Below are 25,691 nucleotides of genomic sequence, written 5' to 3' on the forward strand. Positions count from 1 at the left end.
TAAATTTTGAAAACATTCTATAAAAAGCATCTCATTTTAATCTTTGTATTCCTACTTTTTTACAATTGCGGAATAAAAAAACACATTCCAGAAAACCAACGTTTGTACACAGGTGCATCCATAGAAATTATAGCAAACGATACTGTAGAAAATTTACAAGATTTAAAACAAGGTTTAACTACGGTTTTAAGACCACAACCAAACACCAAGTTTCTGGGCATGCATCTTGGATTGTATTATTACTATAAAAACCAAAAAGAAAGCCCAAGTCTCTTAAGTAAATGGCTGTACAAAAAAATAGGTCAAAAACCTATGTATCAATCAGATGTAAACAAACTAGAAAACGAAAGAGTATTAAAAAATAAATTAGAAAACAATGGCTTTTTCTATAGCACTATTGCTTCTAGTTTTAAAGAAAAGAAAAAAGAAGCGTCTATTGAATATCGCTTAAAAATTCCTACGCCTTATAAAATGGAAACCTATCAAATAGATAGTATAGTTGCCCCGTTGTATGAAGAGGTAAAAGGGCTGACTAAAAAACATCCATTTCAAAAAAATATGCGTTTTGATCTAGAGAGTTTAAAGTTAGAAAGAGAACGACTAGATACTGCCTTAAAAAACAAAGGATATTATAATTTCAATCCAGGGTTTTTACTTTTTGAAGCAGACACAAATCAATACAAAAATAACAGTAAAAAATTCGATTTATTTTTAAAACTGAAAGCCCAAGTTCCAAAAAAAGCTACGGTTCCATATAAAATTAAACAAATAAATGTCTTTCCAAATTATAATTTAAATGATTCTACAGAAGTAAAAACCATTCGTTTTCATAACAAAACCTATCATCAAGATACGCTCTTTTTTGAACCAAAATATTTAGATGAATTTATCACGCTTAAAGAAAATGATTTTTACAATCCAATAACTTCTAAAAATACTGCAAGAAGATTATCTACCATTGGTATTTATAAGTTTGTAAACATTCAATACAAAGAAATAAAAGACTCGCTTACAGAAAACTTAGGTCATTTAGAAGCCAATATTTTTTTATCGCCATTAACAAAACGGGCCGTACGAGCAGAATTGCAAGCAGTAACAAAGTCAAACAATTTTGCCGGACCAAAATTAGCACTAACCTACAGTAATAGAAATGTATTTAACGGAGGAGAAACTTTAAACATCAGTACAAATATTGGTTATGAAACACAAATTTCTAGTGGCAGTACTTCTGGTTTAAGTAGTTTAGAATTGGGACTAAAAGGCGAACTCGTTTTTCCAAGAGTAATTTTTCCTTTTCCCCTAAATAAAGATCTTTTTGATTACTCTATTCCAAAAACAAAGGTTAGTTTAAGTGCAACCTATTTAAATAGAAGTCAGCTTTATACACTATTATCTAGCAGTGCTCTTTTTGGCTATACTTGGAATGCAAATAAATATATAACCTATGAATTTAATCCTATTTCTGTAAATTATACCAATCTATCTAATACTACCGCGGCATTTCAAGAAATTTTAGATAATAACTCGTTTTTACAGAGTAGTTTTGATCAACAATTTATAAGCGGACTTACCTTTTCTTTTACCTATAATGAAATGATGAATGCTAGCAAAACACAACAATTTTATTTACAATCTACCTTAGATGTTGCTGGTAATTCTATTAGTTTACTAGGCAAAGAAAAAACAGCAGGTGAACCCAAACAATTTTTAGGATTGGAATACGCACAATATGCAAAAGCAGATGTTGATGCTAGATATCATTATAATTTTGGAGCTAAAAAGGAACAAACAATTGCTGCTAGAATCTTTGCGGGTTATGGGTATGCTTATGGCAATTCTGATGTAATTCCTTTTGTAAAACAATACTATTCCGGCGGGCCTTACAGTGTAAGAGCATTTAATATTCGGTCTTTAGGACCGGGAACTTATGACGGTAATAATACAGATGATAATAGTTCTTATTTTGATAAAACAGGTAATGTTAGAATAGAAGCAAATATAGAATATCGTTTTCCAATTTATTCGTTCTTTAAAGGAGCTGTTTTTGCAGATGCAGGAAATGTTTGGAATACCGTTTCTAATTCAGATTTTAATGATGATAATGGTAATGTTACAGATAAATTTACATCAAACTTTATAAATGAATTGGGTATGGGAGCAGGTGTTGGTTTGCGTGTAGATGTACAAGGTTTTGTAATTCGTTTTGATTTTGCTGCACCTTTTCACGACCCTTCTTTAGAAGAAGAAAAACGTTGGGATTTTAGAGCAGATGAACCTGTTTTTAACTTCGCTATTGGATATTCTTTTTAAGTTAATTCAGATTTTTACACCTCTAAAAGTGATCTAAATTTTTAGAACACTTTATAAAATCATCAAAAATAATAACTTTAAAAGTTTTATATTTAAGCCTTAATTGTAATTATATAAATGATTCACGAACTGAAAGAAATTATAAGCCAAGCTGTAATCAATCAACAAAAAGGATTGAAAAACGTACTGGCAACTGTGGTACATTTAGAAGGTTCTTCTTACAGAAAACCAGGTGTTAGAATGTTAATTTCTGAAGATTTTAACTCTGTGGGAGCCGTAAGTGGTGGTTGTGTAGAAAAGGAAATTATACACAGAGCAAAAAGTATTTTTGCTGATAACACCCCCAAAATAATTACCTACGACGGACGATACAAGTTGGGCTGCGAAGGTATTTTATACATCTTAATAGAGCCTTTCTTTCTTACCAATGATTTTATAAAAACTTTTTCAAAAGCCAATAGTAAAAGAGAAACCGTAAAACTAGAAAGTTATTTTATAAAAGAAGATGAAAGCTATGGCAATTTTGGTACTGTAATTACTTTTGAAAACAACAAATCATTTCAATTTTCTAAATTCTTTAAGCAGCAACAAAAAGCTAATGTGGGTCTTTTTTCTCAAATCTTACAACCAAGTTTTAAATTGATAATTATTGGTGGTGAACACGATGCTGTAAAATTATGTAAAATTGCAGCTACTTTGGGATGGGAAGTTGATGTGATAACCTCCGTAAAAGACAGCAAACAGCTTACAGATTTTCCTGGAGCAAATACTGTAATTGGCAATGCTCCAGAAACCATTCAATTTACAAATATTACAGAAAATACTGCCATTGTAATTATGAATCATAGTTATGTTCAAGATCTTAAGTATGTTGTAAAACTAACTGAATACACTCCTAAATATATCGGAATTTTAGGTGCTCCGAACAGAAGAGAACGATTGTTTAACGAACTTTTTGAACTTGTTCCAGAAATTTCTGATGAATTTCTAGACAATATTTATACACCGGCAGGTTTGCATATTGGCGCTCAAACCCCAGAAGAGATTGCGCTTTCTATTGTTGCTGAAATTTTATCTGTAATCAGAGAAAAAAAGCCATTTTCCTTACGAGAAATTAACGGTAAAATTCATTACTAGCATGACTTCAATTGCTATATTAGTGTTAGCTGCAGGAAAATCATCTAGAATGAAAACCATAAAGCAACTTTTAAAAACAAACAATAAAACACTACTAGACAACACTTTAGAAAACGCAAAAAAATCTAAAGCTATAATTACATTTTGTGTTTTAGGAGCAAATGCAGAAAAAATTAAAAACGAAATTTCAACCAAAAGCATTCCGTTTATTTTCAATAAAAACCATGCATCTGGTTTAAGTTCTAGCATTGTTGCCGGAATAAAATTTATAGAAAAAGAGAAACAGAGATTTGATGCCGTTTTAATTATGTTGGCAGATCAACCAGAAGTAAATACCACTTATTTAAACATGTTAATTGATGTGTATCAAGAAAACACTTCTAAAATTATTGCTTCTAATTACGACACAAAACCTGGAGTTCCGGCCGTTTTTCCAAAGAAATATTTTTCAGAATTAAAATTATTAAAAGGAGATAAAGGCGCCAAAGAATTTTTGCAGAAAAATAGAGAAACCACACTTTTAATTACAAGTAAAAAGGGGCCTATTGATTTAGATTCTCCTGAAGACTATCAAAAATATATTACTTCCATTAAAAAGTAGCGCTTACCTTATTTAAACCTCCATTTATTTCAGTAGACCAAAAAATAATTGAATCACTTATATTTTTTAGCCAGAATTTAAAAGAAAAAAACGAACTTCGCTACTTGCTGATTTAAATTAAAAACTAATTACATATCAGTATAAAGAGGTACACTTTTATGAGCAAATTATCTCCTTCCGAGCATCAAATTAAACAAGTATCAAGTTTTGACCAATTGATTGCAACTTCTTTTCACGGAAATGTGAATGCCCTTTGTTGGAACCGTAAATTAAAAGGTGATTTTTCTGAGATTGTTCATAAAATAACGCTGACTGAGAATATGGTTGAGATTCATCCAAAAGAGCTTCTAGCTCTTCAATTAAGTGAACAAGGACAAGTTGCACGCAATATTCTTTTAAACGACTTTAAGCTATTAAAAAATAACGGAAAATCTCCAACAATAAACATCATTAAGCATTATGAAAGAGATGATGCCTTTCCGTTTTTTCCAACCGATGTGTATTCTTTTCATGTAGACCGTTCTCCTATAGCAACCGATACTTTTTTATGCACGTATTACGGAGCAACTAGTGACATTTTACCAAACGCACAAGCCACGCAAAAAATCCTTATTCCCGAAATACGAGCAGAACTCAAAAAACTATATGCCGAGGAATGTGAAGAAGGTTTTGAATCTTTTTTAAGTGAATTTTTCTTTGATTTGCACTATCAAGAAAATCCAGAAGCACAAATTATCAACTTAGGTATTGGTCAATTATGGAAATTAGCCATCGATCATCCAGAAAGTAACGTACTTCCTTGCCTTCACAGAGCGCCAAAAGAAAAAAAAGGAGAAACTAGATTGATGATCATTTGTTAAATACAAAAGACGCACTGTGTAGTACGTCTTTTGTGGTTATAATGTTCTTATTTTTATAAAATACGGTAAAACTTACCCTTTAAACTTCATTCCTAAATGTACTACTTTTTTAGTTTCGTAGAAATCTTCGTCAAAATAATCTGGTATATTATAAATAGTTGCAGAAGTATACAATTTTAATTCTTCAGACAAATCGCCTCCTTTTAAATATAAAATTCCATTTTTTAAGTCGTGATTTTGTTTTTTGGCAATTCTACCTTTCGTCCATCCCACAAAAGTTTCCATTTGTGCTACAGCTCTACTCACTATAAAATCATACGTATCTTTTACTTCTTCTACTCTACCGTTTGTTGTCTTTACGTTTTCTAAACCCAAACCTTCAACAACTTCATTTACTACTTTTATTTTTTTACCAATAGAATCTACCAAATGAAACTGTGTTTCTGGAAATAAAATGGCTAACGGAATTCCAGGAAAACCACCACCAGTACCAACATCTAACACTTTAGAACCCGGTTTAAATTGTACTACCTTTGCTATTGCTAAAGAATGCAAAACATGACGGAGATACAACTCATCAATATCTTTTCTAGAAACAACATTTATTTTCAAATTCCAATCTTCATATAAATCTTGTAATTTTGCAAATTGTGCAATTTGTTTTTCTGATAAATTTTTAAAATATTTGTGTATTATTTCCATCAATATTCATTTTTGAGCGACAAAAATAGTGTTTGTTGACAAACAATATGCAACAAAATATGACGTTTATCATAAAAGACTATGTTCAAATGCGTATTTTTGTAACTTATTTTTAAAACATTAAATGAAAACAATAAACTTTTCTAGGGTAGATAAAGCTAAATTCTTTAGAACTCTAAACAAAAGAGTAAATAATTATTTTAAAGAAAACAACATAAAAAGAACAGGAAACTGGAAATTGTATACAAAAGCAATTATCATGTTTTCTTTATTCTTAGTACCTTTCATATTAATTTTAACGGTAACAATGCCACAATGGTTAATGGCACTTTTAATGGTAGTTACGGGTGTAGGTATGGCTGGTGTTGGTATGAATGTAATGCACGATGCAAATCATGAATCTTTTTCTAAAAGAAAATGGGTTAACAAATTAATGGGTAGCAGTATTTATATTCTTGCAGGTAATGTGTATAACTGGAAAGTACAACACAACGTTTTACACCATACATTTACCAATGTAAAAGACCATGATGAAGATATAGATGCTGGTAGAATTATTCGTTTTTCTCAACATTCTAAATGGTTGCCAATTCATAAAATACAGAAATTTTATTCTATATTTTTATACGGATTATTAACCATTAACTGGGCAATTACTACAGATATTAAACAAATGCACCGTTATTTAAAACGCAAACTATCTTATGGTAAATTTCCAAATCCGGCAACAGAATGGACTAAATTAGTCATTTCTAAAATAGCCTATTACGCACTTTGGATTCTTTTACCTTTATTGGTTTTAGACGTAGCCTGGTGGAAAATTTTAATCGGTTTTTTTGTAATGCATTATACTGCCGGTATGATTTTAAGTTTGGTTTTTCAATTAGCGCACATTGTACCAAATACAGTGATGCCAATACCAGATAAAAATGGAAATTTAGAACACACTTGGGCAGTCCATCAATTATACACAACATCTAACTTTGCGCCTAGCAATTGGTTGGTAAACTTTTATACAGGTGGCTTAAATCATCAAGTTGAACATCATATTTTTCCACATATTTCTCATGTACATTATGGAAAATTGGCTAAAATTGTAAAAGAAACCGCCAAGGAATTTAACTTGCCTTATAATGAGTACAAAACAACACGTAAAGCAATTATAGAGCACTTTAGACACTTAGGTGTTTTAGGGCAAAAACCTGAAATAGCATAAATAAACATCAACAACTAACAGTAGAAATGACACATCCATTATCGGACAGAATTAACAGTTTACCTGTGTCTCAAACTTTAGCAATGGCTGCTAAAGCAAGAGAATTAAGAGCAGAAGGAAAAGATATTATTGGTTTAAGTTTAGGAGAACCAGACTTTAATACACCAGATTTTATCAAAGACGCTGCCATTGAAGCTATCAATCAAAATTACAATTCGTATTCTCCAGTAGATGGATATGCAGATTTAAAAGAAGCTATTTGCACAAAGTTTAAACGTGATAACGATTTAGTTTACAAACCTAGTCAAGTAGTAGTTTCTACAGGGGCAAAACAATCTATTGCAAACATTGCACAAGTATTATTAAACCCAGGTGACGAAGTTTTATTACCAGCACCTTATTGGGTAAGTTACTCTGCAATTGCAATTTTATGCGAAGCAACCTATGTAGAAATTCCTTCTTCTATAGAGACTGATTTTAAAATCACTCCAGAACAATTAGAGGCTTCTATTACGCCTAAAACAAAAATGATTTTCTTTAACTCGCCAAACAACCCAAGCGGTACTATTTATAGCGAAGCAGAATACAGAGCCTTGGCAGCAGTTTTAGAAAAACATCCACAGATCTTTATCTTATCAGATGAAATCTATGAACACATTAATTACGACACAAAACCATTTAGTTTTGCGGCCATAGAAAGCATGTACGACAGAACCATTACCGTTAACGGTTTGGCAAAAGCATTTGCTATGACAGGTTGGAGAATTGGTTATATTGGCGCTCCAGAATGGATTGCAAAAGCATGTACAAAAATGCAAGGTCAGATTACTTCTGGTACAAATTGTATTGCTCAAAGAGCAGCAATTACTGCAGTTTTAGCACCTATTTCTAAAATTCAATACATGGTAGATGAGTTTAAAACTCGTAGAGATATCATAATTGATTTGTTAAGAGAAATTGATGGCTTTAAAGTAAATGTTCCTGAAGGCGCTTTTTACGTTTTTCCTGATGTTTCTGCTTTCTTCGGAAAAACGATCAACGGATATAAAATTGAAACTGCAAGTGATTTTTCTTTATTCATTTTAGAAAGAGCAAATGTTGCCACGGTAACTGGTGATGCTTTTGGTACGCCAAACTGTATCCGTTTATCGTATGCAGCTTCTGAGTTACAAATAAGAGAAGCAATCAAAAGAATTAAAGAAGCTTTAAGCTAAACTTTAAAACATTTTACATATTAAAATCCATCTTTTTTAGATGGATTTTTTTTTGTTTTGGGCGTGCCCTTGCAGGTCAGGCTTTCCGCACTCGCTTTTTTGTAAAAACAAAAAGAGCTCAAACAATTGCTTCAATCCTTCACGCGTACGTATTTACCAATTAATTTCTTATATAAAAAGAGTCTCTAAAAATTAAACAAGGCTTATTTTTATTGCGTTAAGCAGTGTAAATTCTCTAAAAGCAAAAAAACCATATCTATAAATAAATATGGTTTAAATAAAATTGGGGGACTAAATTAGGGGAAATATGAATTATAAGTAATAAACTTTTCTCTTTTGTTACTACAAATATACAATCAATTAAAACCTAATACTTATACTTTCAGACCACTAACCATTATCCAAGGATAAACAGCAACTTTAAACTGTTCATTAAACAATTCTTAAAAAATAGAACAGCACACATACTTACAAACAGACAACAACTTTTCTATCTTTTAAAAATCATTACTAATTTTCACCATATAAACAACCGCTTTTCAACTGTATAAATGGAAAATCTTTATTGTTTACAATGGTGGTATTTTTCTTCTATTTTGCCAATCAAAGCACCTGTAATAGTATAAACTTTAATTCTTGAATAAGAATTTGTATCCACATAAAAACCTAAATGAGTTTTAGGTTATAAAACACCTTCTTTTAAAATTGTTATTTCTAAATTTTTTGCTTTATTTATAGCTTTAATTCAATTTTCTTAAATTGAACTCATGTTAGTAAGCGTTGTAAATTCTCTAAAAGCAAAAAAACCATATCTATAAATAAATATGGTTTTAAGATAATTGGGGGATTAAATTAAGGGAAACATGAATTTTAATTAGTATACTTTTCTCTTTTGTTACTACAAATATACAATCAATTAAAACCTAATACTTATACTTTCAGACCACTAACCATTATCTAAGGATAAACAGCAACTTTAAACTGTTCATTAAACAATTCTTAAAAAATAGAACAACACACATACTTACAAACAGACAACAACTTTTCTATCTTTTAAAAATCATTACTAATTTTTACCATATAAACAACCCCTTTTCAACTGTACAAATGGAAAATCTTTATTGTTTACATTGGTGGTATTTTTCTTTTATTTTACCAATCAAAACACCTGTAATAGTATAAACTTTAATTCTTGAATAAGAATTTGTTTCCACATAAAAACCTAAATGAGTTTTAGGTTATAAAACACCTTCTTTTACAATTGTTATTTCTAAATTTTTTGCTTTATTCATAGCTTTAATTCAATTTTATTAAATTGAACTCATGTTAGTAAGCGTTGTAAATTCTCTAAAAGCAAAAAAACCATATCTATAAATAAATATGGTTTTAAGATAATTGTAGGGATTAAATTAGGGGCAATATGAATTTTAAGTAGTATACTTTTCTCTTTTGTTACTACAAATATACAATCAATTAAAACCTAATACTTACACTTTCAGACCATTAACCATTATCTAAAGACAAACAGCAACTTTAAGCTGTTCATTAAACAATTCTTAAAAAATAGAACAACACACTTATTTACAGATAGATAACAACTTTTCTATCTATTAAAAATCATTAACGTACAGAATTATTTAAACGATAAAGCACCACATATATGAATAAAAATAAAAAACCTCATAATTAAAAATTTTAGCACTATCACATAAAGTGTTATAAGTAAAAAGCCATATCTATAAACAGATATGGCTTTTTATTCTAAGAAATTAAGATTTTAATCTCTAATCTACATTATCATGTAAAAAAGTATTATTAGATCTAAAATCAATATCATCATCATCCTTTTTAAGAGACGTTTGAGTCTTACTAATAGATGCTTTTTGGTCTAAGTTTACACCAAGTCTTTTATACGCAGGCTGACGCTCAATTTCATCAATATTCTTATTTAACTGGTCGTTAAATTTATAGTTAAAACCTTTCATTGTTTTACGTCTTTCTGCTGCTCTTATTTGCAATTCAGAAATTGTTAAACTCAAAGGAGAAACCTCTTCACTATCTGCTACAATATTATTTATTTGCGAAGTAGTTTTTGTTGTTTTTAGCTCAAAGCCAAAATCTTCTTCTTCATTTTTTTTCTCTTTAATATGAGAACTTTTACCAATTGTTGGTTTTGCATCAAAATCTTCTAAGACGTATCTAGTCTCTTTTTCTTGAGGTTTAGCCGTTACTTTCTGAGCGTTAAAAACTTCAATCTCATGTAAAGCTGCTGCTTCCTCTTCTTTGCGTAATAAAGCCGCTCTTTCTTCAGCCTCCTTTTCTGCAGTTGCTTTTAAAGGAAATTCAAACAACAAGTCTCCTTGCAATTGAGTTTCTTGCTCTTCTATAACTCTAGTATCAACTTCCTTTTTAGTAACATTGGTTATAATAAAATCTGTTTCAGAGATATTTTCTTTATGAATTTCATCATAAATTACAGGCATGTTGGCAATCACCTTAGATGTAGAAATTAAACTCATTTTAGGCTTTATATCTTCTACATCATCTTCTAAAACATGTACAATATTTTCCTTAACCTCAGGAGAAATTGGCTCGTTTATATTTGTTGATCTGATAATTGTTTTATCAGAAAAATTATACGTAGCTTTTTGATCATCTTCTAAAGTGTGAACAATTTTTTTAACTTCTGTATTGGTAATTGTACTTTGTTGATCTGCTGCAAAACCTGTAGCTACAATAGTTACAGCAATTGCGTCTCCTAAGTTTTCATCTTCACCAACACCCATAATAATATTAGCTTCGTAACCTGCTTCATCTTGAATATGGTCATTAATTTCACCAATTTCATCTAAAGTAACTTCGTTTTTCCCTGAAACAATTAACAACAAAACGTTTTTTGCACCTGTAATTTTGTTATCGTTTAACAACGGCGAATCTAACGCCTTTACAATAGCATTTTTAGCTCTATTTGTACCTTCTTCTTTTGCAGATCCCATAATGGCTGTACCACTATTAGAAAGTACAGTTTTTGCATCATGCAAGTCAATATTTTGTTTGTAGTGATGCGTTATTACTTCGGCAATTCCTTTAGAAGCGGTAGATAAAACTTCATCAGCTTTAGAAAAACCTGCTTTAAAACCAAGGTTTCCATAAACTTCTCTAAGTTTATTATTATTAATCACAATTAAAGAATCAACATTTTTGCGCAGCTGATCAATTCCTATTTGTGCTTGTTTAGAACGCATTCTACCTTCAAACTGAAAAGGCATGGTTACAATACCAACAGTTAAAATATCCATATCTTTTGCAATCTTTGCAATTATTGGTGCTGCTCCTGTACCAGTTCCACCACCCATACCAGCAGTTATAAATACCATTTTTGTTTGGGTATTTAACATTTGCTGTATCTCTTGCATGCTTTCTTTAGCTGCTTGTGCACCAACCTCTGGATTTGCACCTGCACCTAAACCAGATGTTAAGTTTGCTCCTAATTGAATTTTATTAGGAACAGCACTGTTTTCTAAAGCTTGTGCATCTGTATTACAGATTACAAAATCTACTCCTTTAATGTTTTGTGTAAACATGTGGTTTACTGCGTTGCTTCCTCCGCCACCAACACCTATTACCTTAATAGTATTAGATTGTGTTTTGGGCATGTCAAACGAAATGTTATCAAATTCTGCGCTCATAATAACCTATTTTTTAATTCTTTTTATTTTTTTTATTTTTCTATTTTCTGCAATTTTTAGCTTCAGCTTTATTCAGCATTATCTAAAAAATCTTTTAAACCTTCTGTAAATTTTTCGAAAAACGATTTCCGCTTTGGTTTCGGTTTCTGTTTTTTTTTAACTTCCGGTACCACCTCTTCTATTTCTTCTATTTCTTCTTTTGGTTTTAATACCTCATCTACTATTTCTTCAATTATTTCTTCCTCTTCTTCTTCTTTTGAACCTCTATTTAAACCTTCCATTAACAAACCAACTGCGGTTGCGTATGCTGGGCTAGACAAGCTTTCATCTGATTCTCCTGCCAAATGCTCATTAGGATATCCTATTCTTGCATCCATACCTGTGATATATTCTACCAATTGACGTAAGTGATTCAGCTGAGCCCCACCACCGGTTAAAACAATACCTGCAATTAATTTTCCTTTGGCCGTTTCATGACCGTAATTTTTAATCTCTAAATATACATGCTCAATTATTTCTTGTACTCTAGCATGAATAATTTTGGATAAATTTTTAAGCGTAATCTCTTTTGGCTCTCTACCTCTTAACCCAGGAATAGAAACAATTTCTGATTCTTTATTTTCACCAGGCCATGCAGAACCAAATTTAATTTTCAGTAATTCTGCTTGTTTTTCTATAATTGAACAGCCTTCTTTTATATCATCAGTAATTACATTTCCACCAAAAGGAATTACAGCAGTATGTCTAATAATTCCGTCTTTAAAAATGGCCAAATCTGTAGTTCCTCCTCCAATATCAATCAAAGCAACACCTGCTTCTTTTTCTTCTTGACTTAAAACTGCGGCTGCTGAAGCCAACGGCTCTAATGTTATTTCTGATAAATCTAAACCAGCACTTTTTACACAACGACCAATATTTCTGATAGAGGAAACTTGCCCAACAACTACGTGAAAATTTGCTTCTAAACGCCCGCCATACATACCAATTGGTTCTTTAATATCTGACTGAGAATCTACCTTAAATTCTTGCGGTAAAACATGAATAATCTCCTCTCCAGGAAGCATTACCAATTTATGTACTTGATTGACTAGGTTGTCTATATCTATATCATTTATGACCTCTTCTGCATTATTTCTTGTAATATAATCGCTATGATGTAAACTTCTAATATGCTGGCCGGCAATACCAACAACAACATTTAAAATTTTAACACCAGAAACACTTTCTGCTTCATCTACAGCTTGCTGTATAGATTGTATTGTTTGAGTAATATTACTTACCACACCACGTTTTACGCCCAAGCTTTTTGCCTTACCAATACCAATAATTTCTATTTTATCGTATTCGTTTTTACGGCCTATCATGGCAACAATTTTAGTAGTACCAATATCTAAGCCAACTGCAATTTTATTGTTTTCCATAATAATTTATTTTGTGCACACCACTTGGTTGTGATATTTTACAGTAATCTTTTTATAATTTTCTATTGTTTTATCTTCAAATGCTATGTTATAAAACGCTTTTAATTTATTAATTTTGATAGCTACATTCATAAATTCTCCAAAATCTATTTTATGATTTCCACTTCTAGTAGAAAATTGATACTCATTATGACCATATTTCTCTATTCCTACAATCTCTTTTTTTAGAAAAGCATCATTCAAAATTAAGGAAACCAAAGACACTAATTCTTTAATTTCACTATCTTTTTCCACTCCTGAAACCAGCAAAACTCTTGCAGAATAATTATCTGATAAAGGTATTTTAATTCCTTGCTTATCAATATAATAAGAATCATTTTTATTGACAATTCTAGCAATTGGGCTACGTTGTTTAACGCTTGTTTTTAAGGTTCCTTCAATGGTTAAAAACACTGCTGCTTCTTCTACATAAGGGTTCTGTAAAACATTATTCTCTAAACCGTATAAATTTATTACAGATTTTGGTAAGTTTTGTATAGAATCGTTTTTTTGTATTAACAATTTATTAACCATTGCATGGGTTAAAAAATTATTATCTCCATCACTAAATTCCACTTGAATTTCATGTACTTTTTTTTGTAAATTTCTTTTTGAAGTAAAACTATACAAAAACATCAAACCTATTGTTAATGCTACAAATAACAGGTATTTTATCAACTTCTTATATTTCATTTTTGTCCATTTTTAATAGTTGATACGCAACCTCTTCACAAAGCCTTCCAATGTCTCCTGCTCCTAGAAATGCCACAATATTTGATGTGGAATTCTTAATATCTTTTAGTATTTTATTTGTTTCGGTTATTTTTTTATGTTCAACATCAATTTTGCCCAACAGCCATTCAGAATTTACGCCAGTAATAGGCATTTCTCTTGCCGGATAAATTGGCAACAACAGTACTTCATCAAATTTTGATAAAGCCAAGGCAAAATCATCGATAAAATCTCTGGTTCTAGAAAATAAATGAGGTTGAAAAACAACCATTACTTTTTCATTTGGATACATTTCTCGTATCGCTTTTTCTACCGCAACTATTTCTGTAGGATGATGTGCATAATCATCTATCAATACAAAATCATTGGTTTTGATTTTATATGAAAATCTTCTTTTTACGCCTTTAAAAGTTTCCAAACGATTTTTTATTTGCTCTAAAGAAACTCCGTAAACATCTGCCATAGCCAATGCCGCTAAAGCATTCATTATGTTGTGTTGTCCTGGAAGGTGAAAATCTATATTTTTAATTTCTGATGTAGGTGTTTTTACATCAAAAACATACGTTCCATTTTTAATTTTTAAATTAAAAGCGTTGTAATCTGCACTATCATTAATTGCATAAGTTAATCCTTTTAAAGGCAATCCTTTGGCAACAATTAACGTATCTGAAACTTTTTGAGTAAACTCTAAGAATGATTCTTGCAATGCTTCTGAACTGCCGTAAATATCTAAATGATCTGCATCCATAGAAGTTACACAAGCAATATTAGGACTTAATTTTAGAAAGGATCTATCAAATTCATCGGCTTCTACAACAGTAACTTTGTCTTCTCCTAAGATTAAGTTAGAATTATAATTTTCTGCAATTCCACCTAAAAAAGAAGTAGCACCAACCTCTGCCATAATATGACCTAAAATAGCCGAAGTTGTAGTTTTACCGTGAGTACCAGCAACCGCCAAACAAACCGTATTTTCAGTAATTTTACCTAAAATTTCAGATCTTTTTAACACGGTAAAATTAGAATCTACAAAATAATTGTATTCCAAATGGTTCTTAGGAATTGCTGGCGTATACACCACCAATGTTTTATTTGTATCTAAAAACGAAATTGGGATATTTTTTACGTTGTCTTCAAAATGCACGTCAACACCAAGCCCTTCTAAATCAGAAGTTACTTGAGAAGGCGTTTTATCATAACCCGCCACGTTTTTACCAGTAGACACAAAGTAACGAGCAATTGCGCTCATTCCTATGCCACCAATTCCGACAAAATAGACGTTATGTATGGATTTCAAATTCACTTTTTTAATAATTTTTCAACTTCATTTACAATATCTGTTGTTGCTCCTGGCAACGCTAATTCCTTTATATTTTCTGATAAATGTTCTTGTTTTCCTTTATCTTTTAAAAGGGTTTCAAAAACAATAGGAAAGGTATTTAAATCATTTTCCTTTAATAAAATAGCACCATGTTTGTCTGCAATAGATTTTGCATTTTTTGTTTGATGATCTTCAGACACATTTGGTGATGGCACAAATATTACGGGTTTGCCAACAATACACAATTCAGAAACAGAACTAGCTCCCGCTCTTGAGATAATAAAATCTGCAGCTGCATAGGCTAAATCCATTCTATTTAAAAACTGATGAACTTGAATATTTTCTAATTCATCGTATTTTTTAAATTCATCAACATATAGCTTTCCACATTGCCAAACAACTTGAACCTCTTGCTTTTTAAAAAAATCTAAATTTGTTTCTATTAACTCATTTATTTTTCTTGCGCCTAAACTTCCACCTAAAACTAAAACAGTTTTCTTTTTAGCATTCAATTTAAAAAAGTCTATTCCTTCTGCTGTTTTGCCATGAATAGACAATAAATCTTGACGTACAGGATTGCCTGTTTTTACAATTTTATCAATAGGAAAAAAACGTTCTAAATGATCATAGGCAACACAAATTTTATGTGCTTTCTTACTTAATAATTTATTTGTAATTCCAGGAAAAGAATTCTGTTCTTGTATCAAGGTAGGAATCCCTTTTCTATTTGCCATAATTAACGTTGGCCCACTAGCAAACCCACCGGTACCAATAGCAATATCTGGTTTAAATTTTTTAATTATAGAATTTGCTTTCCACAAACTATGCATCAACTTAAAAGGAAATGATAAATTATCTATGGTTAGTTTTCTTTGTAAACCAGCTATCCACAATCCTTTTATGTCATATCCCGCTTGCGGAACTTTTTCCATTTCCATTTTATCTTTTGCACCCACAAACAAAAACTTTGCATCAGGATAACGCAATTTTAATTCGTTTGCAATAGCAATTGCCGGATAAATATGTCCGCCAGTTCCTCCTCCAGAAATAAGTATGTTATATGGTTTCATGTAAAATATCTAAAGGATTATCATCTAAAATTTCTTCTTCTGTAATATCTTTGGTGGCACTAACACTTAAAATCATTCCCAAGGCAAAACAAGTCATCCAAACAGATGTACCTCCACTACTAATTAACGGCAAAGTTTGTCCTGTAACAGGAAATAAATTGGTGGCAACTGCCATGTTAATAATCGCTTGAAAAATAATTGGAAATCCAACCCCAATGACTAATAATGTTCCAAAAATGGTAGTTGTTTTTCTAACAACAACAAATATTCTGAACAGCAATAAAAAATAAATAAACACAATTACAACTGCACCCATCAAACCAAATTCTTCAATAATTATAGCAAAAATAAAGTCTGATGACGATTGTGGTAAAAAGTTTTTCTGATTACTTTTTCCTGGTCCTAAACCTAAAGGTCCGCCAGTAGCAATCGCTATTTTTGCTTTTTCTACTTGATATGCTTCTTGACCTCCCTTATCTGAAAAATTCTCTATTCTATTTTGCCATGTTTGAACTCTATTTGGCATGGCTTCCGGGAATGCCTTTGCTGCCAAAATAAAAAGGGTAAGCGCTACAATAGATGCACCAATAATAAAACCGATATATTTTAATGGATAACCACCAATAAAAGACAAGACCAATATCATTACAAAAAATATTGCCGTTGTAGAAAAATTTGCTGGTAAAATTAATATTAAAATAGCTGCAACAGGCAACCATAATTGCCATAAACTTTCTTTAAATTTTATTTCCTTTTCTTTATTTCTGGCTAAATATCTTGCTACATACACCATTAAAACCAATCCCGCCAATGTTGATGTCTGAAAACCAATACCAACAAACGGTATCCGAATCCATCTACTTGCATTTGCCCCGCCAATGGTGGTTCCTTGCATCATTGTAAAAATTAACAAAACAAGTACAATAGGAATCATGATCACAGCACCTCCAGAAAAATATCTATACGGTATTTTATGAACAACATAAATAATGATAAAGCCCATAATTAACAAAAAGGCATGCTTCATTAAATACCCAAAAGTAGATCCTCCAGACCCCACTACATACACCAAGTTTGTGCTTGCGCTATACACAGGCATAAACGAAAACACCGCCAAGACCGCTACAATAGCCCAAATGGTTTTATCTCCTTTTATGTGTTGTAAAATGGTTTTCATTTTTTAATTTCTAGATTTTTATATAAATACTTTAAATTTTACTATAATAAAATGCTTTATACGAAACAATTTATAGGCTACGTACTGCTTTTTTAAATTGACGACCTCTGTCTTCATAGCTCTCAAACAAATCGAAACTTGCACAAGCCGGTGACAACAACACTACTTCTCCTCTTTCTGCCAATTTATGCGAAACTTTTACCGCTTCTTCTGCTCCTGCAGTTTCAACAATTATATCTACAACATTGCCAAAGACGTTTTTAATTTTTTCATTATCAACCCCTAAACAAACAATTGCCTTTACCTTCTCTCTAACCAATGGTAATAAATCATTATAATCATTGCCTTTATCAACACCACCTACAATCCAAATTGTAGTTTTTTCCATACATTCTAGCGCATAAAAAGTTGCATTTACATTGGTTGCTTTAGAATCATTTATATATTCTACATCCCTAACTTTTGCCACATTTTCTAAACGGTGTTCTGCCCCTTCAAAATCTTCTAAACTTTCTTTTATATTTTGCCTTCTAACATTTAATAATTGCGCAGCCAATGTTGCCGCCATTGCATTTTTTGTATTGTGTTTTCCTTTAATTGATAAAGCTGTTAATGGCATAATAAATGTGTCTTTATTTATGTTGATAATAATATTATTGTCTTTTAAAAATGCTCCATATTCTAATTCTTTTTCAATTGAGAATGGAACTAATTTTGCTTTGATTGTGTGCTCTTTTAACCAATTACAGATTGCTGAATCATCTGCATCATAAATTAAATAATCGGTTGCTTTTTGGTTTTTTGTAATTCTAAATTTTGATGCTATATAGTTATTAAAATCATATTCATATCTATCTAAATGATCTGGTGTAATATTGGTTAAAATGGCAATATGACTATTAAATTTTTCTATACCGTCTAATTGAAAACTACTCAGTTCTAATACATAATTTTCGTAAGAATTTTCTGCCACTTGTTGCGCAAAACTATCTCCTATATTCCCTGCGACACCCACATTTAAACCAGCATTTTTTAAAATATGATGCAATAACATTGTGGTGGTGGTTTTTCCATTTGACCCCGTAATTCCTATAATTGTAGCCTCTGTAAACTGTGCCGCAAACTCTATTTCTGAAATAACAGGAATTGAGCTTTCTTTTAACTTCTGAATTAAAGCAACCTTATCTGGAATACCCGGACTCTTCATCACAACATCAGCTTGTAAAACTTTACTTTCTGTATGATTTTTTTCCTCGAAATCTATATTATGATGTACAAGAACTTCTTTGTATTTTTTCGATATTTCTCCTTTATCAGAAACAAAAACCTCATATCCTTTTTGTTTTCCTAAAAGAGCCGTACCTACACCACTTTCACCTCCGCCAAGAATAACAAGCCTCCTAAATCCTCCAAAGGAGGACTTTTTCTCACTCGTATGTTTATCTTGGTTGTTCATTTTTCTTAATAAATATATATTTTCAAAAACTTGCTAATCTCTTCCCTTTGGGAAGGTTAGGATGGGCTTTTTATTACCTCAATTTCAATGTTACAATTGCAAACACTGCCAGTAAAATTCCTACAATCCAAAATCGAACTACAATTTTACTTTCATGATAATTTAATTTTTGATAATGATGATGCAATGGCGACATTCTAAAAATTCTTCTTCCTTCTCCAAATTTCTTCCTGGTATATTTAAACCAAGACACTTGTAAAATCACCGAAAGATTTTCTACCACAAAGATTCCTGCTAAAATTGGCAGTAATAATTCTTTACGAATTGCAATGGCAATAACCGCTATAATTCCGCCAATTGTTAAACTCCCCGTATCTCCCATAAAAACTTGGGCAGGATACGTATTGTACCATAAAAACCCAATTAACGCACCCGCAAACGCCATTATAAAAACGGTCATCTCACCAGAATTAGGAATGTACATGACATCTAAATAATCGGCAAAAATGATGTTACCAGAAACCCAAGCAAAAACCGCCAATGTAAGCACCATAATTGCTGAAGAACCTGCTGCTAAACCATCTATTCCGTCTGTTAAATTGGCGCCATTTGAAATTCCTGTTACAATAAAAACAGTAATAAAAATAAAAACGATCCATCCATATTTTTCGTAACCTTCACCTAAAAAACTCAATGCTTTTGAGTAATCTAATTCATTATCTTTTACAAAAGGAACTGTCGTTTTTGTTGATTTATGTGCTTCACCAAAAACAACCTTTCTACCATTTTCTTGCACAACTTGCTGGTCTTTTGGCAATTGTTCTTTTATAGTTACATTCTCATTAAAGTACAGCATAGACCCTACAATAATTCCCAAACCAACTTGTCCTAAAATTTTAAACTTTCCACTTAAGCCGTCTTTATCTTTCTTAAAAACTTTAATATAATCATCTACAAAGCCAATAAAACCCATCCATACGGTGGCAATTATTAAAATAATAACATATATATTATCTAGTTTGGTTAATAAAAAAACAGGAATCAATGTTGCCAAAATAATGATAACTCCTCCCATTGTGGGTGTTCCTTTTTTTTCTACTTGACCTACCAAACCTAAATCTCTTACAGTTTCTCCAACCTGTTGTTTCTGCAAAAAGTTAATAATTCTCTTACCATAAATGGTAGAAATTAATAAGGACAAAATAAATGCTGCCGCTGCTCTAAATGTGATAAACTGAAACACACCAGCGCCCGGAACATTAAAATGACTATCTAAATATTGAAATAAATAATACAGCATCTTTAACTCTTTTTTAATTGATTAAAACAACTTGTTACCTCTTCTAAATCATTAAAATGAGTTCGAATTCCTTTAATTTCTTGATAATCTTCATGTCCTTTTCCTGCAATCAATATTATATCTCCACTTTCAGAAAACTTACATGCCGTTTTTATAGCTTGTCTTCTATCTAAAATTGACAATGTTTTTTTATAGTTTTCTGCAGAAACACCAGTTTCCATTTCGTCTAAAATTGCCTGTGCATTTTCTGTTCTAGGATTGTCTGATGTAAATATGGCTTGCGTACTTAATTGAGACGCAATATGTGCCATTTTTGGTCTTTTAGTCTTATCTCTATCACCACCACAACCAACAACTGTAATCAGTTTTTCATTCCCTTTTCTGATATCATTAATAGTCTCTAAAACATTTTTTAATGCATCTGGCGTATGTGCATAATCTACAATTGCCGTTACATTATCTTCAGAAACTAAATATTCAAAACGCCCACTTACACTCTCTAACTGACTAATTATTGTTAAAACCTCTAACTTTTCTAAACCTAACAATTCTGCCGTAGCATAAATTGCTAATAAATTGTATCCATTAAACTCACCAATTAATTTGGTCCAAAGCTCTGTTTCATTAATTTTTAATAAAGTTCCAGAAAACTGCTTTTCCAAAATCTTTACTTTGTAATCTGCCAATGTTTTTAAAGCATAGCTATATTTTTTCGCCTTGGTGTTTTGCAACATAAAACCACCATTTTTATCATCTATATTGGTGAGTGCAAAAGCAGATTTAGGCAAACCATCAAAAAACATTTTTTTGACATTTCTATATTCTGCAAACGTTGCGTGATAATCTAAATGATCATGCGATAAATTGGTGAAAATGCCACCAGCAAAAACCAAACCTTCTGTTCTTTTTTGATGAATTCCATGAGAACTAACTTCCATAAAACAATAATCGACACCTGCTTCTACCATTTTATCTAAATAATTATTAATGGTAACTGAATCTGGCGTTGTATGCGTAGCTTTATAAACGGTTTCATCAACCAAAATTTTTACGGTAGACAACAATCCTACTTTATATCCTGCTTTTTTAAATAACTGATACAAAAGCGATGCTACCGTTGTTTTTCCGTTAGTTCCTGTAACACCAATAAGCGGTATTTTGCTTGAAGGATTCTCATAAAAATTAGAAGCCATTACAGCTAAAGCAACATTTGCATCCGCAACTTGTATGTATGTAATTCCTATTTTTTTATCAACAGGAAAATCTTCACAAATAATTGCAATTGCACCCAATTCAATGGCTTTATCTATATACAAATGCCCATCTACAGTCACTCCTTTTTGAGCAATAAAAACATCACCTTTTCTTACGCTACGCGAATCAAAAACAATATTCTTTACCTCAATATTTGTAACTCCAAATACATTAAGAATAGAAACCTGATATAATATGTCTTTTAAATTTTTCAGTTTACGAAAGTTTTAAAATTATGGTTGTTCCTTTTACTAATTTTTGTCCTTTTTTTAGTGATTGGGTTCTTACTTTACCAACCCCATATATTTTTACTTTTAATCCAATATTTTCTAACAAAGACAAAGCATCCATACCAGACATTCCTGTAACATTTGGAACTTCTGTATAACTTTTTGCCAACAAATTATTATAGTTAGAAAATTGATTATCTAAAGATTCAAACGCTATTTCATCATCTACATTCTGATTATCTACTGGCGTGGTTGTATATATCTTTTGTGCTATTTCTTTAAACACAGGCCCCGCAACAGTAGCACCATAATATCCTTTTTCTTTCTTAGGATCATGAATAACCACAATGCAAGAATATTTTGGATTATCCGCAGGAAAAAAACCAGCAAATGAAGCTACATAATGCTTGGTAGAATAATGTCCAGATATCGTTTGTCCTTTTTCATTTACATGTCTAGGAATGTACTTTTTGGCAGTTCCTGTTTTACCCGCCATAGAAAAATTTGGAGAATAAATATTACGTGCAGTTCCTTTTACAACTACGTTCTCCATCACTTTTCTCATCTTCTTTATCGTTTCTTCTGATGCTATAGCAGGATTCACAACTACAGTTTCAAATACTTTTTCAACTTTATTCTGACTTCTTACCTCTTTTACAAACCTAGGTTTTACCATAACACCATTGTTTGCAACCGCATTGTAAAACATTAATGTTTGCATTGGTGTAATAGCAATACCGTAACCCCAAGACATCCATTCTAAAGAAATTTTACTCCATTCTTTGTCTTTTGGCATAGGTATATAAGGAGTTCCTTCACCTTTAATTGAAAAACCAATTGGTTTTGTAAAACCATATTTCTCTATTTTATCGATAAATTTTTGAGGTTGATGATCATAATATTTCTTAATTATTTTAACCACTCCTACGTTAGAAGAAACTTCAAAAACTCTTGCAGCAGAAATTTTACCATAACCACCTCTATGAGAATCCTCTACCTTACTTCTATTAATATAAATACGTCCTTTTTCTGTATCAACAACGGTAGAAGTATCTATCAATTTATCATCTAAAGCCGCCATTAAACTTGCCAACTTAAAAGTAGAGCCTGGCTCATGACTTTCCCAAACCGCATAATTTCTTTTCTCGTAATATTTTCCTTTAGAAGTTCTTCCTAAATTGGCAATTGCTTTTACCTCTCCTGTAGCTGTTTCCATAACCACCGCACAACCATGTTCTGCTTCAAATTTTTCTAACTGACCTAACAATGCATGATGTGTAATATCTTGAATATTCACATTTATGGTTGTTACAATATCATGACCATCTATAGGTTCTTTTTCATTCCCTTCATTAATGGGCTTCCATTGATTCTGAGCAATTTTTTGTTTCCATCGCAATCCGTTCTCTCCCTCTAAATCATCTGCAAAAGCACCTTCTATTCCTGCCTCTCCTCTATAATCATCGTAACCAATTGTACGTTCTGCAATTTTACCAATAGGATGCGCACGTACAGTTTTATGCTCTGCTATAAAACCACCTTTATAAACACCCAAATTAAAAATTGGAAATGTTTTCATTTTTAGGTAATCATTATACCCAATGTTTCTTGCAATTAACAAGTATCTTTTCTTCCTCTTTTTTGCCGTTCGTAATTTATTCTGATAATAGCTCGAAGATTTACCCAACATTTTAGACAATTCTTTACACAAGCCACTGATGTTTTTTTCAAAAGCAGCATTCTCTACAGCAACCAAATCCATTCTAATAGTAAATTTAGACATTGATGTTGCTAACAAATTACCATCTTCGCCATACACATTTCCTTTGTTTGCGTAAATAGTATCTTGCCTGATTGTTAAATCTGTTGAAAGTTTTCTATACTTATCTCCTTGTACGTGCTGAATATGAACAACTCTTACTATTACCGCTATTAAAAACAGCGTCATAAAAGCAGCTACCATGTAGAATTTTGTAAGTATGCTTTTTTTCTGAGTTGCCAATTTTATTAAATTTTAATAGTTACTTTTATTTTCTTTGGAGGAGATTCCGAAGGTTTTAAACCTCTTATTTTTGCTTTTTCCCTAATGTTAGATTCCATTTCCATCCTTGTTAAAATGGTTTCAGTATCTATATACACTGCTTTTAATTCTCTTTTCTTTTTATTTAATACTGATATTTTAATCACTTTCTTATCAGCACTATGCGCACTAGCTATTACAATTAACAACAGCGCAACCACAAAAAGGATTATCCGCCAATTTTTTAAAGCCGAATCATCCGTTAGGAAACTTCCCCGTAAAAAATCATATACTCCTTTTTTTACTTTTGACATTTTTAAAATCTATATATAAGGTTCTAAATTCAAAATTTTGTAATCCAAACACGCTACGTTAATCACAAAACACAAAACCTTAAACTTTTAATGTTGCTATTCTTAATTTTGCACTTCTTGCTCTATTATTTACGCTAATTTCAGCCGCTGGCGGAACAATTAATTTACCAACTTTCTCAAGCGGAACGGTAATATTCCCAAAAACATCCTTCTCTGGCTCTCCACTAAACATACCCGTTCTAATAAATCTTTTCACCAACCTATCTTCTAATGAATGGTAAGAAATTACACTTAACCTTCCGTCCTCCTTTAACAAACTAGGCACCTGTAACAAAAATTCTTTTAACACTTCTAACTCTTCATTCACTTCAATTCTAATAGCCTGAAAAATTTGTGCTAATATTTTATGCTCTCTTGCCTTTGGCAAATACTTTTGCAACACCTGTTTTAACTGAAAACTTGTTACTATTTTTTCATTTTCTCTAGCCTCTACAATTGTTTTTGCAATATTTCTAGAATTTCTTAACTCGCCGTACAAAAACAAAATTTCAGCCAGTTTCTCTTCTGTATACTCATTAATTATTTCTTTAGCAGATATTTTAGACTTTTGATTCATCCTCATATCTAAATCACCATCAAAACGAATAGAAAAACCTCTTTCTGCTTCATCAAATTGATGCGATGAAACCCCTAAATCAGCCAAAATTCCATCTACTTTTTTAATACCGTGAAAACGTAAAAACCTCGATATAAATCGAAAATTTTCTGGAATCAACACAAAACGCTCATCATCAATTACATTTCCTAACGCATCCGGATCTTGATCAAACCCAAACAACTTACCGTCTGGCCCTAATTGTTTTAGAATTTCTCTAGAATGACCACCTCCACCAAAGGTTACATCTACATAAACACCAGCTTTTTTAATTGCCAACGCATCTACACTTTCATGCAATAAAACCGGATTATGATATTTCATCTTCTTCTGTATTTCCCATTACTTCTTCGGCCAAATCAGCAAAATCTAACGCCGCATCATCAATTGCCTTTTCGTACTTATCTTTATCCCAAATCTCAATAATATTTACTGATGATGACATAACTACTTGTTTTTGTATCCCTGCAAAATCAATTAAATCCTTTGGAATTAAAACTCTACCAGTAGCATCTACATCTACCATTTTAACACCGGCAGTAAATCTTCTAATAAAATCATTATTCTTTTTTACAAACCGATTTAATTTGTTAATTTTCGCCATCATTAAATTCCACTCTGCCATCGGATACAACTCCAAACAAGGTTGAAAAACAGCTCTTTTTATTACAAACCCATCTTGCAAAACACTAGACAACTGCTTTTTAAAGGCTGATGAAATCATCAATCTTCCTTTAGCATCTGCCTTACATTCGTATGTTCCAATTAGGTTTATCACTTATTAAACGTCTTATAGATATCAAAAATATACAAAAAATACCACTTTTTACCACTTTTTACCACTTTGTTAATAAATAACAGATTTATTAACAAAAAAGTATTTATTAAACCTAAATAATTTTAAACTTGGGTTTTACGCAAACGATATTTTATTCATAAAAAAGGGTTACATTTGCCTTGAAGTGAAATAAAA

At 31.4% G+C, this 25,691-nt stretch carries 20 protein-coding genes; 6 read left to right on the plus strand and 14 right to left on the minus strand.

Features of this window, described 5'->3' with window-relative positions; all coding sequences use genetic code 11:
* Positions 1-6 precede the first annotated feature (6 nt).
* The 4 genes from ACSHW5_RS12660 (at position 7) to ACSHW5_RS12675 (ending at position 4,908) form a co-directional block, all read left to right on the plus strand.
* Positions 7-2,310 (plus strand): BamA/TamA family outer membrane protein, encoded by a 2,304-nt coding sequence (locus ACSHW5_RS12660; protein ID WP_435676506.1) that lies wholly within the window; start codon positions 7-9, stop codon positions 2,308-2,310.
* A gap of 117 nt (positions 2,311-2,427) precedes the next feature.
* Positions 2,428-3,447, plus strand: a complete 1,020-nt coding sequence (locus tag ACSHW5_RS12665) for an XdhC family protein (protein ID WP_435676507.1) — start codon at positions 2,428-2,430, stop codon at positions 3,445-3,447.
* A gap of 1 nt (position 3,448) precedes the next feature.
* Positions 3,449-4,048, plus strand: a complete 600-nt coding sequence (locus ACSHW5_RS12670) for a nucleotidyltransferase family protein (RefSeq protein ID WP_435676508.1) — start codon at positions 3,449-3,451, stop codon at positions 4,046-4,048.
* A 158-nt stretch (positions 4,049-4,206) separates the two neighbouring features.
* Positions 4,207-4,908, plus strand: a complete 702-nt coding sequence (locus tag ACSHW5_RS12675) for a hypothetical protein (RefSeq protein WP_435676509.1) — start codon at positions 4,207-4,209, stop codon at positions 4,906-4,908.
* A gap of 72 nt (positions 4,909-4,980) precedes the next feature.
* On the opposite strand, the gene rsmG is transcribed toward ACSHW5_RS12675, so the two are convergent.
* Entirely contained in the window at positions 4,981-5,610 is a 630-nt protein-coding gene (gene rsmG / locus ACSHW5_RS12680) for a 16S rRNA (guanine(527)-N(7))-methyltransferase RsmG (RefSeq protein WP_435676510.1), read from the minus strand.
* 124 nt (positions 5,611-5,734) lie between these two features.
* On the opposite strand from rsmG, the gene ACSHW5_RS12685 reads away from it, so the two are divergent.
* Positions 5,735-6,826 (plus strand): fatty acid desaturase family protein, encoded by a 1,092-nt coding sequence (locus ACSHW5_RS12685; RefSeq protein ID WP_435676511.1) that lies wholly within the window; start codon positions 5,735-5,737, stop codon positions 6,824-6,826.
* Between the two features lie 26 nt (positions 6,827-6,852).
* On the plus strand, positions 6,853-8,040 hold the full coding sequence (locus ACSHW5_RS12690; RefSeq protein ID WP_435676512.1) for a pyridoxal phosphate-dependent aminotransferase: 1,188 nt from the start codon (positions 6,853-6,855) through the stop codon (positions 8,038-8,040).
* A 1,784-nt stretch (positions 8,041-9,824) separates the two neighbouring features.
* On the opposite strand, the gene ftsZ is transcribed toward ACSHW5_RS12690, so the two are convergent.
* The 13 genes from ftsZ to mraZ all read right to left on the minus strand — a co-directional run bounded on the left by ftsZ (position 9,825) and on the right by mraZ (position 25,496).
* Positions 9,825-11,729 (minus strand): cell division protein FtsZ, encoded by a 1,905-nt coding sequence (gene ftsZ / locus ACSHW5_RS12695; protein WP_435676513.1) that lies wholly within the window; start codon positions 11,727-11,729, stop codon positions 9,825-9,827.
* Between the two features lie 68 nt (positions 11,730-11,797).
* Positions 11,798-13,150 (minus strand): cell division protein FtsA, encoded by a 1,353-nt coding sequence (gene ftsA / locus ACSHW5_RS12700; RefSeq protein ID WP_435676514.1) that lies wholly within the window; start codon positions 13,148-13,150, stop codon positions 11,798-11,800.
* 6 nt (positions 13,151-13,156) lie between these two features.
* Entirely contained in the window at positions 13,157-13,882 is a 726-nt protein-coding gene (locus ACSHW5_RS12705; protein WP_435676515.1) for a cell division protein FtsQ/DivIB, read from the minus strand.
* Positions 13,872-15,224 carry a UDP-N-acetylmuramate--L-alanine ligase gene (gene murC / locus ACSHW5_RS12710; RefSeq protein WP_435676516.1) on the minus strand — a complete coding sequence of 451 codons (1,353 nt, stop codon included), beginning with the start codon at positions 15,222-15,224 and terminating at the stop codon, positions 13,872-13,874. Before murC ends, ACSHW5_RS12705 begins: the two co-directional genes overlap by 11 nt.
* Complete coding sequence (gene murG, locus ACSHW5_RS12715) at positions 15,221-16,312, minus strand: undecaprenyldiphospho-muramoylpentapeptide beta-N-acetylglucosaminyltransferase (protein ID WP_435676517.1); 1,092 nt, start codon at positions 16,310-16,312, stop codon at positions 15,221-15,223. Before murG ends, murC begins: the two co-directional genes overlap by 4 nt.
* Entirely contained in the window at positions 16,299-17,489 is a 1,191-nt protein-coding gene (locus ACSHW5_RS12720; protein ID WP_435676518.1) for an FtsW/RodA/SpoVE family cell cycle protein, read from the minus strand. Before ACSHW5_RS12720 ends, murG begins: the two co-directional genes overlap by 14 nt.
* Before the next feature lie 70 nt (positions 17,490-17,559).
* Positions 17,560-18,945, minus strand: coding sequence for a UDP-N-acetylmuramoyl-L-alanine--D-glutamate ligase (murD, locus tag ACSHW5_RS12725; protein ID WP_435676519.1), 1,386 nt, complete (start codon positions 18,943-18,945; stop codon positions 17,560-17,562).
* A 73-nt stretch (positions 18,946-19,018) separates the two neighbouring features.
* Positions 19,019-20,245, minus strand: a complete 1,227-nt coding sequence (mraY, locus tag ACSHW5_RS12730; RefSeq protein ID WP_435676520.1) for a phospho-N-acetylmuramoyl-pentapeptide-transferase — start codon at positions 20,243-20,245, stop codon at positions 19,019-19,021.
* 2 nt (positions 20,246-20,247) lie between these two features.
* On the minus strand, positions 20,248-21,714 hold the full coding sequence (locus ACSHW5_RS12735) for a UDP-N-acetylmuramoyl-L-alanyl-D-glutamate--2,6-diaminopimelate ligase (RefSeq protein WP_435676538.1): 1,467 nt from the start codon (positions 21,712-21,714) through the stop codon (positions 20,248-20,250).
* A gap of 1 nt (position 21,715) precedes the next feature.
* The gene (locus tag ACSHW5_RS12740; protein WP_435676539.1) at positions 21,716-23,677 is read right to left on the minus strand and encodes a penicillin-binding protein; all 1,962 of its coding nucleotides are present in this window, start codon (positions 23,675-23,677) and stop codon (positions 21,716-21,718) included.
* 59 nt (positions 23,678-23,736) lie between these two features.
* Positions 23,737-24,063: an FtsL-like putative cell division protein gene (locus tag ACSHW5_RS12745; protein ID WP_435676521.1), complete on the minus strand. Its 327-nt coding sequence runs from the start codon at positions 24,061-24,063 to the stop codon at positions 23,737-23,739.
* Between the two features lie 79 nt (positions 24,064-24,142).
* Positions 24,143-25,042, minus strand: a complete 900-nt coding sequence (gene rsmH, locus ACSHW5_RS12750; RefSeq protein ID WP_435676522.1) for a 16S rRNA (cytosine(1402)-N(4))-methyltransferase RsmH — start codon at positions 25,040-25,042, stop codon at positions 24,143-24,145.
* Positions 25,029-25,496, minus strand: a complete 468-nt coding sequence (gene mraZ, locus ACSHW5_RS12755) for a division/cell wall cluster transcriptional repressor MraZ (protein WP_435676523.1) — start codon at positions 25,494-25,496, stop codon at positions 25,029-25,031. The genes rsmH and mraZ overlap by 14 nt, the downstream gene beginning before the upstream one ends.
* Positions 25,497-25,691 lie beyond the last annotated feature (195 nt).

The sequence above is a fragment of the Polaribacter sp. genome (genome assembly GCF_051251875.1).
In the GTDB taxonomy this organism is placed as follows: domain Bacteria; phylum Bacteroidota; class Bacteroidia; order Flavobacteriales; family Flavobacteriaceae; genus Polaribacter.